18 protein-coding genes are annotated in these 14,677 nt (G+C 76.6%); 1 reads left to right on the forward strand and 17 read right to left on the reverse strand.

The window, feature by feature from the left end:
* Positions 1 to 163: 163 nt before the first annotated feature.
* The 12 genes from hisF to hisD form a co-directional block, all read right to left on the reverse strand.
* Positions 164 to 931: an imidazole glycerol phosphate synthase subunit HisF gene (gene hisF / locus O7628_RS02870; protein ID WP_278128141.1), complete on the reverse strand. Its 768-nt coding sequence runs from the start codon at positions 929 to 931 to the stop codon at positions 164 to 166.
* Positions 932 to 1,128: 197 nt separating this feature from the next.
* Positions 1,129 to 2,127 (reverse strand): NADP-dependent oxidoreductase, encoded by a 999-nt coding sequence (locus O7628_RS02875; protein WP_074474435.1) that lies wholly within the window; start codon positions 2,125 to 2,127, stop codon positions 1,129 to 1,131.
* 95 nt (positions 2,128 to 2,222) lie between these two features.
* Entirely contained in the window at positions 2,223 to 2,654 is a 432-nt protein-coding gene (locus tag O7628_RS02880) for an organic hydroperoxide resistance protein (protein ID WP_278136188.1), read from the reverse strand.
* 5 nt (positions 2,655 to 2,659) lie between these two features.
* A complete protein-coding gene (locus tag O7628_RS02885; protein WP_043967344.1) occupies positions 2,660 to 3,106 on the reverse strand; it encodes a MarR family transcriptional regulator in 447 nt (148 codons plus the stop codon).
* 123 nt (positions 3,107 to 3,229) lie between these two features.
* On the reverse strand, positions 3,230 to 3,619 hold the full coding sequence (locus O7628_RS02890) for a RidA family protein (RefSeq protein ID WP_074474436.1): 390 nt from the start codon (positions 3,617 to 3,619) through the stop codon (positions 3,230 to 3,232).
* Positions 3,616 to 4,341, reverse strand: coding sequence for a bifunctional 1-(5-phosphoribosyl)-5-((5-phosphoribosylamino)methylideneamino)imidazole-4-carboxamide isomerase/phosphoribosylanthranilate isomerase PriA (priA, locus tag O7628_RS02895; protein ID WP_074474437.1), 726 nt, complete (start codon positions 4,339 to 4,341; stop codon positions 3,616 to 3,618). The genes O7628_RS02890 and priA overlap by 4 nt, the downstream gene beginning before the upstream one ends.
* 32 nt (positions 4,342 to 4,373) lie before the next feature.
* Positions 4,374 to 4,697: a hypothetical protein gene (locus O7628_RS02900; RefSeq protein WP_074474438.1), complete on the reverse strand. Its 324-nt coding sequence runs from the start codon at positions 4,695 to 4,697 to the stop codon at positions 4,374 to 4,376.
* 42 nt (positions 4,698 to 4,739) lie between these two features.
* Complete coding sequence (gene hisH, locus O7628_RS02905) at positions 4,740 to 5,384, reverse strand: imidazole glycerol phosphate synthase subunit HisH (protein WP_278128146.1); 645 nt, start codon at positions 5,382 to 5,384, stop codon at positions 4,740 to 4,742.
* The gene (locus tag O7628_RS02910; RefSeq protein WP_176734836.1) at positions 5,384 to 5,554 is read right to left on the reverse strand and encodes a hypothetical protein; all 171 of its coding nucleotides are present in this window, start codon (positions 5,552 to 5,554) and stop codon (positions 5,384 to 5,386) included. Before O7628_RS02910 ends, hisH begins: the two co-directional genes overlap by 1 nt.
* A gap of 2 nt (positions 5,555 to 5,556) precedes the next feature.
* On the reverse strand, positions 5,557 to 6,168 hold the full coding sequence (gene hisB, locus O7628_RS02915) for an imidazoleglycerol-phosphate dehydratase HisB (RefSeq protein ID WP_074474440.1): 612 nt from the start codon (positions 6,166 to 6,168) through the stop codon (positions 5,557 to 5,559).
* Positions 6,168 to 7,238 carry a histidinol-phosphate transaminase gene (locus tag O7628_RS02920; RefSeq protein ID WP_178065840.1) on the reverse strand — a complete coding sequence of 357 codons (1,071 nt, stop codon included), beginning with the start codon at positions 7,236 to 7,238 and terminating at the stop codon, positions 6,168 to 6,170. The genes hisB and O7628_RS02920 overlap by 1 nt, the downstream gene beginning before the upstream one ends.
* Positions 7,235 to 8,557, reverse strand: a complete 1,323-nt coding sequence (gene hisD / locus O7628_RS02925) for a histidinol dehydrogenase (RefSeq protein ID WP_278128151.1) — start codon at positions 8,555 to 8,557, stop codon at positions 7,235 to 7,237. The genes O7628_RS02920 and hisD overlap by 4 nt, the downstream gene beginning before the upstream one ends.
* 187 nt (positions 8,558 to 8,744) lie before the next feature.
* Between hisD and O7628_RS02930 the strand changes: the two genes are divergently transcribed.
* On the forward strand, positions 8,745 to 9,446 hold the full coding sequence (locus O7628_RS02930) for an LON peptidase substrate-binding domain-containing protein (RefSeq protein ID WP_074474443.1): 702 nt from the start codon (positions 8,745 to 8,747) through the stop codon (positions 9,444 to 9,446).
* Here the strand turns inward: O7628_RS02930 and O7628_RS02935 are convergent.
* From O7628_RS02935 to lspA, 5 genes are all read right to left on the reverse strand, one after another.
* Positions 9,361 to 10,311, reverse strand: a complete 951-nt coding sequence (locus O7628_RS02935) for a DUF2567 domain-containing protein (RefSeq protein WP_347405141.1) — start codon at positions 10,309 to 10,311, stop codon at positions 9,361 to 9,363. The two genes, O7628_RS02930 and O7628_RS02935, sit on opposite strands and share 86 nt — an antisense overlap.
* Positions 10,312 to 10,401: 90 nt before the next feature.
* Complete coding sequence (locus O7628_RS02940; RefSeq protein ID WP_278128153.1) at positions 10,402 to 12,099, reverse strand: AAA family ATPase; 1,698 nt, start codon at positions 12,097 to 12,099, stop codon at positions 10,402 to 10,404.
* 76 nt (positions 12,100 to 12,175) lie between these two features.
* Entirely contained in the window at positions 12,176 to 13,084 is a 909-nt protein-coding gene (locus O7628_RS02945) for a hypothetical protein (protein ID WP_278128154.1), read from the reverse strand.
* A 4-nt stretch (positions 13,085 to 13,088) separates the two neighbouring features.
* Positions 13,089 to 14,033, reverse strand: a complete 945-nt coding sequence (locus O7628_RS02950) for an RluA family pseudouridine synthase (protein ID WP_074474445.1) — start codon at positions 14,031 to 14,033, stop codon at positions 13,089 to 13,091.
* Positions 14,030 to 14,638, reverse strand: a complete 609-nt coding sequence (gene lspA, locus O7628_RS02955; protein ID WP_278128155.1) for a signal peptidase II — start codon at positions 14,636 to 14,638, stop codon at positions 14,030 to 14,032. The genes O7628_RS02950 and lspA overlap by 4 nt, the downstream gene beginning before the upstream one ends.
* Positions 14,639 to 14,677: the final 39 nt, after the last annotated feature.

Here is a 14,677-nt window from a genome sequence, read left to right on the forward strand (position 1 = left end):
GACCCGGCGGCCGCCACGGGGCCGCGCCACCACGTCGGCCCGGCACCGCACGACGGGCGGGACCGGATCGCCCGGCGCCGTCGGGGCGGGTCAGCGCAAGAGTCACGTCCGCTGCTGCCGACATCAGCCCATCACCAACGGACCGACTGGGCCAGCCTCGCAGTCAGCGCACGGGGTGGCCCGAGCCGCGCAGGGCGTCCTTGACCTCGGCGACGGTGAGCTCGCCGAAGTGGAAGACGCTGGCGGCGAGCACCGCGTCGGCCCCGGCGGCGATGGCCGGCGGGAAGTGGGCCACCTCGCCCGCCCCGCCGCTGGCCACCACCGGCACGTCGACGACGGCGCGGACCGCGCCGATCAGCTCCAGGTCGAAGCCGGCCTTCGTGCCGTCGGCGTCCATCGAGTTGAGCAGGATCTCCCCCGCGCCCAGCTCGGCGCCGCGCCGCGCCCACTCGACGGCGTCGAGCCCGGTGCCCCGGCGGCCGCCGTGGGTGGTGACCTCGAAGCCGCTCGCGGTGGTGCCGGCCGGGGCGCGGCGCACGTCGAGGGAGAGCACCAGCACCTGCCGGCCGAACCGGTCGGCGATCTCGGCGATCAGCTCGGGCCGGGCGATGGCCGCGGTGTTCACCCCGACCTTGTCGGCCCCGGCCCGCAGCAGCGTGTCGACGTCGGCGACCTGCCGCACGCCGCCGCCCACGGTGAGCGGGATGAAGACCGACTCGGCGGTGCGCCGCACCACGTCGAGCATGGTGCCCCGGTCGCTGGAGGAGGCGGTCACGTCCAGGAAGGTCAACTCGTCCGCGCCCGCCCGGTCGTACGCCGCCGCCAGCTCCACCGGGTCGCCGGCGTCGCGCAGGTCGAGGAAGTTGACCCCCTTGACCACCCGCCCGGCGTCCACGTCGAGACACGGGATCACCCGCACCGCCACCGTCATGCCGGGAAGCCTATCGCCCCGCCCGCCCCGGCGGCCGCCGACGTGAGGCCGACCACCGGCGACGGGCAGGCCCGGCTCCGCGCCCCGACTCCGCGCCGCGGCTCCGCGGGCGGCTCCGGCTCCGCGCCGCGGCGCGCTCCGGGGCGGGGTGAGAAGGGGACCCTTCTCTACCGGAAGCGTTAACAAGGGGCCCTTCCTTACAGGCGCACCAGCATCTTGCCGAGGTTGTCGCCGCGCAGCAGGCCGAGGAAGGCGTCCGGGGCGGCGGCGATGCCGTCGACGACCGTCTCGTCGTACGAGAGCCTGCCCTCGCGCAGCCAGCCGGCGACCTCCTGGACGAACTGGTCGCGCAGGTGGCCGTGGTCGCCGACGAGGAAGCCGCGCAGGGTGAGCCGCTTGCCGATGAGCTGCGCCAGGTTGCGCGGGGCGGCCGGCGGCTCGGTGGCGTTGTACTGGGCGATCATGCCGCAGATCGCGGCCCGCCCGTGCAGGCGCAGCGCGCCGATCGCGGCCTCCAGGTGCTCGCCGCCGACGTTGTCGAAGTACACGTCGATCCCCTTCGGGGCGGCGGCCCTGAGCTGGTCGGCGACGGGGCCGTCGTGGTAGTCGAACGCGGCGTCGAAGCCGAGCGCCCGCAGCCGCTCGACCTTGGCCGGCGAGCCGGCGCTGCCGACCACCAGGGCGGCGCCCTTCAGCTTGGCGATCTGGCCGACCATGCTGCCCACCGCCCCGGCCGCGCCGGAGACGAAGACGCTCTCCCCGGGCTGCATGGCGGCCACGTCGAGCAGGCCGGCGTACGCGGTCAGCCCGGTCATGCCGAGCACGCCCAGGTAGGCGCTCACCGGGGCGATCGTCGGGTCGACCCTGCGGGCTCCCCTGGCGTCGACCAGGGCGTACTCCCGCCAGCCGAGGCCGTGCAGGACGGTGTCGCCGGGGCCGATCCCGTTGCCCTCGCCGGCCACCACCTCGCCGACCGCGCCGCCGTCGAGCGGGGCGTCGAGGGCGAACGGCGGCACGTACGACTTGACGTCGTTCATCCGGCCCCGCATGTACGGGTCGACGGACATGAACTGGTTGCGGACCACGAGCTGCCCGGGACCCGGGGTGGGCACCTCGGTCTCGACGAGCCGGAAGTTGTCGGCGGTCGGCCACCCCTCGGGGCGGGAGGCGAGGTGGATCTCACGGTTGACGGTCACGGTGTCGGTCGTCCTCTCGGTCGCTGGTCGGGGCTGTGTCAGGCGGGGCGCGGCGCGCGGCGGCAGACGGGTGCGCCGACGCCGCGCGCCACGGCTCAGGCGGCGAGGGCCTCGCGGACGGTGAGGGCGACCTCGACGTTGCCCCGGGTCGCGTTCGAGTAGGGGCAGACCTGGTGGGCCTGCTCGACGAGCTGCTCGGCGGCGGGCCGGGGGACGGCCGGCAGGTCCACCACGAGCGTGACGGCCAGGCCGAAGCCGCCGCTGCCGTTGGCGCCGATGCCCACCTCGGCGTCGACGACGGAGCCGGTGACGTCGGCCTTGGCCCGCCGCGCCACCAGGCGCAGCGCGGAGTGGAAGCAGGCGGCGTAGCCGGCGGCGAAGAGCTGCTCCGGGTTCGCCGCGCCGCCCGCGCCGCCCATCTCCTTCGGGACCGCGAGGTCGAGGTCGAAGGTGCCCTCGGAGGTGCGGACGTGGCCGTCGCGGCCGTCGCCGGTGGCGCGGGCGTTGGCGGTGTAGAGGACCTGCATGGCGATCACTTCTCCTTCTGTCGGTGGATCGTCTCGGTGACCCGGTTGAGGGTGTCGCGCAGCCCGATCAGCTCGGCCTCGGTGAGCCCGGTGGCCAGCGCCACCCGCAGCGGCACGCCGCACATCCGCTCGCGCAGCGCGCGGCCCGCGTCGGTGAGGCGCACCTCCACCCGCCGTTCGTCGGCCGCGGACCGCGACCGGACCAGCACCCCGGCGGCCTCCAGCCGCTTGAGCAGCGGGGAGAGCGTGCCGGAGTCCAGCCGCAGGGCGGCGCCCAGCTCGGAGACGGTGGGCGCGTCGTCGCCGCGCTCCCAGAGCACCAGCAGCACAAGGTACTGCGGGTAGGTGAGCCCGAACTCGTCGAGGATCGGCCGGTAGACGTCGGTGAGGGCGCGCGACGCGGCGTAGAGCGCGAAGCACACCTGCCGTCCCAGCACCAGATCGTCGGTCACGGGGAAAACATAGTGCGCAATTGAGTTGTGCACAACCTAATGGCCCGCACTGTGCCCCGGCTCACCGCCACCGCCCCACGCACCACCGCCGGCCCGGCGCCCCGGCGGGCGGGGCGGGCCGGGTCAGCGGTCGCCGAGGTACGCCTCCAGCTCCACCTCGACCAGGTGCTCCGGGTCGAGCAGGGCGGCCACCACGACCAGGGTCGCCGCCGGCCGGACCGCCCCGAACACCGCGTTGTGGGCCCGGCCCACCTCGTCGGCGTGCGCGCGGTCCGTCACGTACATCCGGGTGCGCACCACGTCGCCGGGCCCCGCGCCGACCTCGGCGAGGGCCGCCAGGCCGATCCGCAGCGCCTGCGCGGTCTGCGCGGCGGCGTCCCCCACGTGCACCACCCGGCCGTCGACGGTCGCCGTGCAGCCGGCCGTGACGGCCCGGTCGCCGGCCCGGACGACCCGGGAGTAGCCGTAGAGCGCCTCCCAGGGGCCGCCCGAGCCCAGCCGGGTGACCGTCACGCGGCGGCGAGCACGTCGAGGGCCTCCCGCACGGTGAACGCGCCCGCGTACAGCGCCTTGCCGGCGATCACGCCCTCCACGCCGACCGGCTCCAGAGTGGCCAGGGCGCGCAGGTCGTCCAGCGTCGAGACGCCGCCCGAGGCGATCACCGGGGCGTCGGTGCGGGAGCAGACCTCGCGCAGCAGGTCCAGGTTCGGCCCGCGCATCGTGCCGTCCTTGGTGATGTCGGTCACCACGTAGCGGGAGGCCCCCGCCTTGTCGAGCCGCTCCAGCACCTCGTAGAGGTCGCCGCCGTCGCGGGTCCAGCCCCGCGCCGCCAGGGTACGGCCGCGCACGTCCAGGCCGATGGCGACGCGGTCGCCGTACTCGCCGCAGATCCGGTCGCACCACTGCGGGTCCTCCAGCGCGGCGGTGCCGATGTTGACGCGCGCCGCGCCGGTGCCCAGGGCGGCCCGCAGCGACGCGTCGTCGCGGATCCCGCCGGACAGCTCCACCTGCACGTCCAGCCGGCCCACCACGTCGGCCAGCAGCGCGGCGTTGGAGCCCCGGCCGAACGCGGCGTCCAGGTCGACCAGGTGGATCCACTCAGCGCCGTCGCGCTGCCAGGCCAGCGCCGCCTCCAGTGGGTCGCCGTAGGCGGTCTCGCTGCCGGCGGCGCCCTGCACGAGCCGGACGGCCTGGCCGTCGGCGACGTCCACGGCGGGCAACAGGGTGAGGCTCAACGCTCTTCTCCTCGAAATCGATAACGTGCGCGTCAGGACCGGCGGCCCAGTGCGATCACCACGGCCGCCGGCAGCACCAGCAGCAACAACACGACAAGCACCACCCGCAGCGCCAGGTCGTCGACGAAACTCCAGATGGCGACCAGCGCCACGCCGGTCAGGCCGACGATCGCCGCCCGCTCGCCCCGGGAGTGCCGGGCCAGCCGGCCGCTGCGGCGGCGCGGCCAGCGGGGCGTCAGCCGGCGTACCACCGCGCGGCGGCGCTCCCGGCGCGCCACCCGGCGGCGGCGCACCGCCCGCTCCCGCTCCAACTGGGCCTCGCGGGCCTCCCGGCGGCGGGCCCGCTCCTTGCTCACGCCGCTCCCCCCGGCCCGGTGCCCCGGCCGCGCGGGCCCCGCTCAGCCACCGGCGGGCACGGTGCCGAGCCAGTTGCGCAGCAGCGCCGCGCCGGTGTCGGCCGACTTCTCCGGGTGGAACTGGGCGGCCGAGAGCGCGCCCCGCTCCACCGCCGCCACGAAGTCCGCCTCGTGGTGGGCGGTGGTCACCGCCGCGCCCGACGCCGCCAGCGCGCTCGCGTCGACCACGCCGTAGGAGTGGACGAAGTAGAAGCGGCTGTCGGCGGGCAGGCCCGCGAAGAGCACCGACGACGCCGGGGGCCGCACCGTGTTCCAGCCCATGTGCGGCAGCCGGGCGGCAGGCAGCCGGGTCACCCCGCCCGGCAGCAGCCCGAGCCCCTTGGTGACCACGCCGTGCTCGTCGCCGTGCTCGAAGAGCACCTGCATGCCCACGCAGATGCCCAGCACCGGCCGGCCGGCGGCGACCCGCTCGGCGATGACCGGGCCCGCGCCGAGCGCCTCGATGCCGGCCATGCAGGCGGCGTACGCGCCCACGCCCGGCACCACCAGGCCGTCGGCAGCCGCGGCGGCGGCCAGGTCGGCGGTGACGGTGACGTCGGCGCCGGCCCGCGCCAGGGCCCGCTCGGCCGAACGCAGGTTGCCCGAGCCGTAGTCGAGCACCACGACCCGCTTGACCAGATCGCCCATCAGCCCTCCCCGGGCAGCAGCCAGAGCACCCCGCCGGCCGTGGCCAGCACCGCCAGCACCGCGGTGACCACCACCGCGCCGCGCGTCGCGCCCTGGCGGTGCAGCGAGACCGCCCCGCCGACCAGCACCCCGGCGAGGATCAGCAGCAGGGTCGGCAGCACCCCGCCCACGGCTACAGCGCGCCCTTCGTGCTGGGGATCGCGCCGGCCGACCGGGGGTCGAGCGCCGTGGCCTCCCGCAGGGCGCGGGAGACCGCCTTGAACTGGGCCTCCACGACGTGGTGGGCGTCGGGGTGGCCGCCGGGGCGGGCCGCGCGCAGCACGTCCACGTGCAGGGTGATCCGGGCCGCCTGGCCGAAGGACTCCCAGATGTGCCGGGTCATGCTGGTCGGGTAGACCGGCCCGATGTACGGGGCCAGCGCCGGCTCGTCGTGCACCACGTACGGGCGGCCCGACAGGTCGACGGCGGCCCGGACGAGGACCTCGTCCATCGGGACGGTCGCCGAGCCGTACCGCCGGATGCCGGCCTTGTCGCCCAGCGCCTGGTCGAACGCGGCGCCCAGGGCGAGCGCGGTGTCCTCCATCGTGTGGTGGGCGTCGATCTCCAGGTCGCCGACGGTGCGCACGGTCAGGTCGAAGCCGCCGTGCCGGGCGATCTGGTGCAGCATGTGGTCGTAGAAGCCGACGCCGGTGCCGATCTCGGCCCGGCCGGCGCCGTCGAGGTCGATCTCGACGAGCACCTTGGTCTCCTTGGTGATCCGCTCGACCCGGGCGGTGCGGCTCATCACAAACTCTCCATCGCGGTGAGGAAGGCGTCGGTCTCGGCGGGGGTGCCGGCGGTGACCCGCAGCCAGCCGGGCAGCCCGACGTCGCGCACGAGCACCCCCTGCTCCAGCAGCGCGCGCCAGGCCACCGCCTGGTCGCCGCCGACCCGGAACAGGACGAAGTTGGCGTCGCTGTCGGCGACCCGCAGGCCGCGGGCGCGCAGCCCGGCGACGATCCGGTCCCGCTGCCCCATGATCGCCTCGACCGTGGCCAGCAGGGCGTCGCGGTGCGCCAGGGCCGCGCGGGCGGCGGCCTGGGTGAGCGCCGACAGGTGGTAGGGCAGCCGCACGAGCTGCACCGCCGCCACCACCGCCGGGTCGGCCGCGAGATAGCCCAGCCGGCCGCCGGCGAAGCCGAACGCCTTGCTCATCGTGCGGGTCACCACCAGCCTCGGGTGGCCGGGCAGCACCGCGAGGGCGCTGACCGTGCCGGGGCGGGCGAACTCGGCGTACGCCTCGTCGACCACCACCATGCCGGGCGCGGCGTCGAGGACGGCGGCGACCACCGCCGGGTCCAGCGCCGTGCCCGTCGGGTTGTTCGGCGAGCAGAGGAACACCACGTCGGGGCGGTGCGCGCGGACCTGGGCGACCGCCTCGTCGGCGGTCAGCCCGAAGTCGACCCCGCGCTCCGCCGGCACCCACCGGGTGCCGGTGCCGAGCGCCAGCAGCGGGTGCATCGAGTACGCCGGCGTGAAGCCGAGCGCCGTGCGCCCCGGCCCGCCGAACGCCTGGAGGAGCTGCTGCTGGATCTCGTTGGAGCCGTTGGCCGCCCAGACCTGCCCGGCGGTGAGCCCGTGCCCGAGGTAGGCCGCCAGGTCGGCGCGCAGCGCCACGGCGTCGCGGTCGGGGTAGCGGTTGAGGTCGCGCAGCTCGGCGGTGAGGGCCTTGCCGATCGCGTCGACCACCGCCTCGGGCACCGGGTAGGAATTTTCGTTGGTGTTCAGCCGCACCGGCACGTCGAGCTGCGGGGCGCCGTAGGGCGTCAGGCCCCGCAGGTCGTCGCGGATCGGCAGCTCGTCGAGGGTCGTCACCGGCCCTCCCCCGGGAAGCGGACGGCGACCGCCTGGCCGTGGGCCGGCAGGTCCTCGACGCCGGCCAGGGTCACGACGTGCGGGGCCACCTCGCGCAGCGCGTCGTGGGTGTATTCCACCAGGTGGATGCCGCGCAGGAAGGACTGCACGGACAGGCCGGAGGAGTGCCGGGCACAGCCGCCGGTGGGCAGCACGTGGTTGGAGCCGGCGCAGTAGTCGCCGAGCGACACCGGCGACCACGCGCCGACGAAGATCGCCCCCGCGTTGCGGACCCGCAGCGCCCACTCGCGGGCGTTCTCGGTCTGGATCTCCAGGTGCTCGGCGGCGTACGCGTCGACCACCCGCAGGCCGTCCGCCAGGTCGTCGACCAGCACCACGCCGCTCTGCTCGCCGGTCAGCGCCGTGGTGACCCGGTCGGCGTGCTTCGTCGCCGGCACCTGCCGGGCCAGCTCGCCCTCGACGGCGTCGGCCAGCGCGACCGAGCAGGTGACCAGCACGCTGGCCGCGAGGGGGTCGTGCTCGGCCTGGCTGATCAGGTCGGCGGCGACGTGCGCCGGGTCGGCGGTGTCGTCGGCGAGGATCGCGATCTCGGTGGGGCCGGCCTCGGCGTCGATGCCGACCACGCCGCGCAGCAGCCGCTTCGCGGCGGTGACCCAGATGTTGCCCGGCCCGGTGATCATGTCGACGGGGTCGCAGCGCTGCGCGCCGTCGGGGTCGACCGTCGCGCCGTAGGCCAGCATCGCCACCGCCTGGGCGCCGCCGACGGCGTAGACCTCGTCGACGCCGAGCAGCGCGCAGGCCGCGAGGACCCGGGCGTCGGGCAGGCCGCCGTTCTCCTGCTGCGGCGGGCTGGCCACGACCAGCGACCGGACGCCGGCCGCCTGGGCGGGGACCACGTTCATCACCACGGTCGACGGGTACATCGCCAGGCCGCCGGGGACGTAGAGGCCGACCCGGTCGACGGGGACCCAGCGCTCGGTGACGGTGCCGCCGGGCACCACCTGGGTGGTGTGGTCGACGCGGCGCTGGTCGGCGTGCACCCTGCGGGCCCGGCTGATCGACTCCAGCAGGGCGGCGCGGACCTGCGGGTCGAGCGTCCCCTCGGCCTCGGCGATCGCCTCGGCCGGCACCCGCAGCCGCTCCGGCGAGACCCCGTCGAAGCGCGCGCTGGCCTCGCGGATCGCCGGGTACCCATGCTCGCGGACCGCCTCCACGAGGGGGCGGATCCGCTCGACCGCCACGGAGACGTCGAGCTGGGCACGGGGCAGCAGGCGGCGGGGGTCACGGACGCCGCCGCGCAGGTCGATCCGATTCAACACGCCTGCGAGTCTAGGCGGCCGGGCCGGCGGCGGCCCGCGCCGCCCGCACGCCGGGACGGTGAGCCGAGCCACGCCGGCCGCCAGGCGGGCCGCGACGGGCCCGGGGGCGGCCCCGTCGGGGGCGGGCGGGTCCTCCGGGGCGGGACGGGCCCCGCCGGGACGGCGCGGGCGGGCTAGGCTCGATCCCGTGACTGCGCGGTTGCCGATCTTCCCCCTCGGGACGGTGCTCTTCCCCGGCCTGGTGCTGCCGCTGCACATCTTCGAGGAGCGCTACCGGGCCCTCGTGCGCCACCTCACGGGCCTGCCCGAGGGCGCGCCCCGGGAGTTCGGCGTGGTGGCCATCCGGGCCGGCTGGGAGGTCGCCCCCGGCACGCCGGGGCGGCCCGTGCCCGGGGTCGGCGGGGTCACGCTGCACGAGGTCGGCTGCACCGCCGAGCTGCGGCAGGTGACCGAGCTGGCCGACGGCGGCTTCGACATCGTCACCGTGGGGCGGCGGCGGTTCCGCGTCGTGCGGCTCGACGAGACCACCGAGCCCTACCTGACGGCCGAGGTCGAGTGGCTGCCCGAGCCGGGCGGCCCCGACGAGGCGGCCGACCTGCTCGCGGCCCGGGTGATCGCGGTCTTCCGGCAATATCTCGGGCTGATCCGTCCCGACCCGGAGGACATCTCCGAGCAGCTTCCGGAGGACCCGACGGTGCTGTCCCACCTGGTCGCCGCGACCGCCATGCTGACCGTCGACGACCGGCAGCGGCTGCTCGCGGTCGACGACACCGCCGCCCGGCTCCGCGCCGAGCTGCGGCTGCTCAACCGCGAGGCGACCCTGCTGCGCCAGGTGCGGGCGGTTCCGGTGCCGCTGTCGGAGCTGGCGAGTCCGCCGGCCCCGAACTGACCTGCGGCCCGACGCCGGCCGGCACGGCGTAGGCCCAGGACAGGTCGGGCTCGGGCTCCGGGCGCAGCGACGGCCAGCGCGACCAGCCGGCCAGCAGGGTGTACGTCACGGCCGCGCCGAACGCCGGCAGCAGCAGGTTGCCGTACGGCAGGGGCAGCAGGTCGAACAGCCGGTGCAGGCCACCGGCGCGCAGGTCGGCGGGCTTGGTGAACGCCTGCCCGTCCGGCGCGGTCGCCAGCAGCCGCTCGTACGCCGACAGGCCCACCCGCCGGCCGACCTGCCAGGCCACCAGGGCCGCGCCGAGGCCACCGGCCGCCCCGGCGAGCAGCCCGACGGGGCCGCGCCGCCGCCGCAGCAGCACCCACAGGGCCAGCGCGGCGAGCACGCCGAAGCCGAGCCCGAGCAGGCTGAACCAGCCGTCGGCGGCGATCGGCTGCTCCGGCTGTGGCTGGGCGTAGACGGCCCCCTCGGCGGTCTTGACCACCGGGGTGTCGGGGGCGACGGCCGCCCAGAGCAGCCCCAGCGGGACGCCCAGCGCGGTGAGGACGGCCGCCGCGCCCAGCGCCACCCCGGCCGCCCGGCCCGGCCGGCGCTCGGGCGGGGCCGGGTCGGCGGGGACCGGACCGGCCGGCGGCGCGCCGAACGGGTGCGGGGGCGGCCCCGCGAACGGGCCGGGAGGCGGCTGGTGGGCCGGGGGCCCGTGGAGCGGGTCGGAGACCGGGGCGGCCGGCGGTTGGTTGGCCGGGGCGGCCGGGGGCCCGGCGAACGGGTCGAGGGGCGGGGCGGCCGGCGGGTCGGGGACCGGCCCGGCGGTCGGGTCGGGACGGGGCGCGGGACGGTCGGCGTCGGAGGTGTCCGGGCTCACCCGATGATCCTTACAGACCGGCGGCGTCCCCGGGGCGTCGGTGCCGCCGCAGCAGGCGCGGGGGCCCGGCGGGCGCGGCGGGCGAAGGGCTCAGCGGGCGAAGGGCTCCAGCATGACCGACGCCGCGCGCAGCCACGCCTGCCGGGTCTCCGGCTGGAGCTGGTGGTATTCGATCGACGAGCCGGTCTCCAGCGCCGGGTCGTACGGCACCACGGCCACCGCCCGGGTGCGGGTGGCGAAGTGCCGCTCCAGGTCGGTCTGCAACGGCGAGCGGCCCGGCGTCGGGCAGGAGATCAGGGTGACGGCGTTGTCGGCCAGCTCGCCCATGCCGACCTCGTGCAGCAGGTCGAGCATCCAGTCGGCGCTGAACGCGGCGTCCTCCCGGGGCACGGTGGTCACCACGAGCTGGTCGGCGGCCTGCATCACCGTGCGCCAGTTGGGGCTCTCCACGTTGTTGCCGGTGTCCACGCAGACCACGTCGTGCGTGCGCCGCAGCAGCTCCAGCACCCGCTTGACGGTGAACTGGTCGAGCCGCTGGGCGAACCGGGGGCTCTCCTCCCCGGCCAGCACGTCGTACGAGCCGTCGGCGGCGTGCCGCAGGTAGTCGTCGAGGCTGCCCAGCAGGGTGGAGCCCTCCAGGATCTCGATCTGGGCGAGGTCGTGGATCAGGTGCCGGATCGTCCGCGCGTGCCGGGCGCTGCCGGCCCGCAGCCCGAGGGTGCCGCGCAGCTCGTTGTCGTCCCAGGCGAGCACGCCCCGGCCGCGTACGCTGCCGACGGTGGCGGCGGCCAGCACCGTGGCGGTGGTCTTGTGCACCCCGCCCTTGGGGTTGGCGAAGGCGAGCACCCGGGGCGTGCCCAGGTCGCGGCGGAGCACCCCGGCGGCGCGTTCCAGCTCGCTCTCGGCGCTCTGCGCCCGCCACTCGATGCGGGCCGGGTAGCCCCGCTCGACCACGGCGGGCGGCCCGGGCGGCGGCTGGTAGACCGGCTCGGCGACGGGCTGGTAGGCGGCCTCGGCCCGGTAGACCGGCTCGGCCGGCGGCGGATGGTAGACCGGCTCGGCCGGGGGCGGCGGGTAGGCGGGCTCCACCACGGGCGGCTGGTAGACCGGCTCGGTCAGGGGCGGCGGGTAGGCGGGCTCGGGGCGGTAGCCGCCGCTGTCGAGCAGCGAGTAGCGCGACTCGACCGGCGCGGGCTCGGGGCGGTAGCCGCCGCCGTCGAGCAGCGAGTAGCGCGACTGGGCGGGCGGCGGCGGGTCGGCGCGGCGCGGCGGCTCCGGGTCGGTTCGCCCGGGGCCGGACCGCCACGACGGCTCGGCCGGATAGGTCGGCTCGGGCTGGTAGCCGGGGGGCTCGGGCTGGTAGCCCAGCGGATCGGCCGGGTAGCCCGCCTGCTCCGGCTGGTAGGACGGGGCCTCCGGCTGGTAGCCCGCCTGCTCCGGCTGGTAGGACGGGTCGATCCGGTAGGCCGGGTCCACCCGGTAGCTCGCCCCGGCCCGGTAGCCGCCACGCGCCGGCTCGGCCGGATAGCCGGGCTCCGCGGCGTACGGCTGCTCCCCCGGCGGGCCGATCGCCGCCCGCCCGGCGTAGCCGTTGCCGGACCCGCGCCGGGGCAGCGGCTCCGGCGCCGCGCGGGCCGCCTCCTCGGCGTGGCGGTCTGCCTCGGCCTGCTCCGCGGTGCGACCACCGAGCCGGGCCCGGTCGAGCAGCGCCCGCCACCGCGGTGCTGGTTCGGCCGGCCGACCCCAGCTGGTCTCCGTGCCGTCCAAGGCTCGCCCTCCCAGCGCCATCGATCTCCGCCTGACAGGCTACGAACGAAACCCTATTCGGACCACACCGGTCCGCGCACATCCTGATTCGGCTTTGTCACTTCTCCGGCGCCGTTCGGCTGCCCGCAGGCACGTCCGGGGAGCTCGGGACGCCGGACGGGGCCACGGCGGGTCGACCCCGATCGACGTTCGGTGAGGAACCCGTCGCCGTCGGTGCCGCTTCCGACGTTTCGCCCACCAGCGGCGTCGGGCCGGCGTCGGCCGGCGGGCGGGCCACGTCGCGCTGCTCGGGCAGCGGCGGGGTCACCACCGTCCGGTCCAGCCGGCTCAGCTCCGGGGCGGGGTCGACGGCGCGGACCCCGGGCCGGGCGGCCAGGGCGCGCAGCGCGTCGGGCGCGGCCCGCACGACGGCGGCGTAGGCGCACCCGCACCCCGCCCGGTACGCCGCCGCCTCGCCCGCCGCGACCAGCGCGCCGGTCTCGTACGCCCGGCGCAGCCCGGCGTCGTCGGCGGCGGCGGCCCGGGCCCGCTGGTCGGCGGCCTCGCGGTCCTTGCGGCCCGCCACGCCGGCCATCCCCGCCAGCACGTCCTGCGGGAGCCGCTGGGCCCGCAGCCGGACGATCTCGGTCTGCCGGCCGGGCAGCGGCGCCCGCGCCACCACCTCGACGACCTCCGCCCCGGCGAGGACGTCGGCCAGCCGGTCCGGCGCGAGGTAGTCCCCGAACGACACCAGCGCGTACGTGCCGGCCGGCGACCCGCCCGCCGGCAGGGCCGCGAGCTCGGCGGCGGCGGCGCGCAGGTACGCCGGGATCGACGTGCCGGCCGGCACGCCGACCCGGGTCACCTCGCCCACCGTGCGGTCGCCGGCCGGCCGGTCGTGGCGGCCGACCCAGCCGGCCGCCGCCAGCACCGCCGCCACCGACAGCAGCGCGGCGACGGCGAGCGCGCGGGGCCGGCGCGGGCCCGGCGCGCGGCTGTCCGGCCGCCCGGCGTCTGCGCTGGTCACCGGGTCAGTCGCGGAGGACCCGCAGCGCCCGGTCCAGGTCGTCGGGATAGTCGCTCACGAAGGTCACCTCGTCGCCCGTGCGGGGGTGCAGGAAGCTCAGCGACCGGGCGTGCAGCCACTGCCGGGCCAGCCCGAGCCGGGCCGACAGGGTCGGGTCCGCGCCGTAGGTGACGTCGCCCACGCAGGGGTGGCGCAGCGAGGAGAAGTGCACCCGGATCTGGTGGGTGCGCCCCGTCTCCAGCCGCACGTCGAGCAGGCTCGCCGCCGGGAACGCCTCCAGCGTGTCGTAGTGGGTGATGCTCGGCTTGCCGCCGGAGACCACCGCCCACCGGTAGTCGTGGTGCGGGTGCCGGTCGATCGGGGCGTCGATGGTGCCGCGCGACGGGTCCGGATGCCCCTGCACCACGGCGTGGTAACGCTTCTCCACCTCGCGGTACTTGAAGGCCCGCTTCAGCGCCGTGTACGCCTGCTCGCTCTTGGCCACCACCATGATCCCGGTGGTGCCCACGTCGAGCCGGTGCACCACGCCCTGCCGCTCGGCCGCGCCGCTGGTGGAGATGCGGTGCCCGATCCCGGCCAGCCCGCCGATCACGGTCGGCCCGGTCCAGCCGGGGCTGGGGTGGGCGGCGACGCCGACCGGCTTGTCCACCACCACGATGTCGTCGTCGGCGTAGACGACCCGCAGGCCGGGCACCGCCTGCGGCACCACGGTCGGCGGGGCGACCGGGGCGGGCAGCGTCACCTCCAGCCAGGAGCCGGCCTTGACCTTGTGCGAGTTCGGCCGGACCACGCCGTCGACCAGCGCGTCCCCGCCGTCGACGAGGTTCGCGGCGGCGGTGCGGGAGAGCCCGAACAGCCGGGCCACGGCCTGGTCGAGCCGCATCCCGTCCAGGCCGTCGGGGACGGGCAGGGAACGGTGGTCGCCGCCGGCGGCGAACGCGGCCGTCACGCCCGCTCCCGCTGCTCGACGGGGGCGTCGACGGCGGGCTTGTCCCGGCCGAGCCGGGAACCGTCGCGCTGGCGGCCGGTCAGCTCCAGGAACACGGCGAGCACCACGCCGCAGACCAGCGCGCTGTCGGCCAGGTTGAACACCGGCCAGACCTGCCCGTACGGGTCGAACAGGCTGATCATGTCGACCACGTGCCCGACGAAGTGGCCGGGGGCGCGGAAGATCCGGTCGGCCAGGTTGCCCAGCGCCCCGCCCAGCACCAGGCCGAGCGAGACCGCCCACGGCACCGAACGCAGCCGCAGCGCCATCCAGCCGATCCAGCCGATCACCGCGATGGTGATCAGCGGGAACACCCAGGTGTGGTCGCTGCCGATGCTCCACGCCGCCCCGCTGTTGCGGGTGAGGCTGAGGTAGACCGCGCCGCCGAGCAGCTTCACCGGCTCCCGGTCGCTGAGCGCCTGCAACGCGAGATGCTTGGTGAGCAGGTCGGCGAGGAAGGCGAACAGGCCGACGCCGGCGAGGAGCACGATCGCCCGGCGTCGGGCCCTGCCCCCGCCCGGCTCGGCGGTGCCGGTCTCGGTTCCGGCGGGCGGTGTAGCCGTCATCTGCTCCCCATCGACGCTCCCGGCGGTGATCGCTCACCG

The organism is Micromonospora sp. WMMD956 (assembly GCF_029626125.1).
GTDB lineage: Bacteria > Actinomycetota > Actinomycetes > Mycobacteriales > Micromonosporaceae > Micromonospora > Micromonospora carbonacea.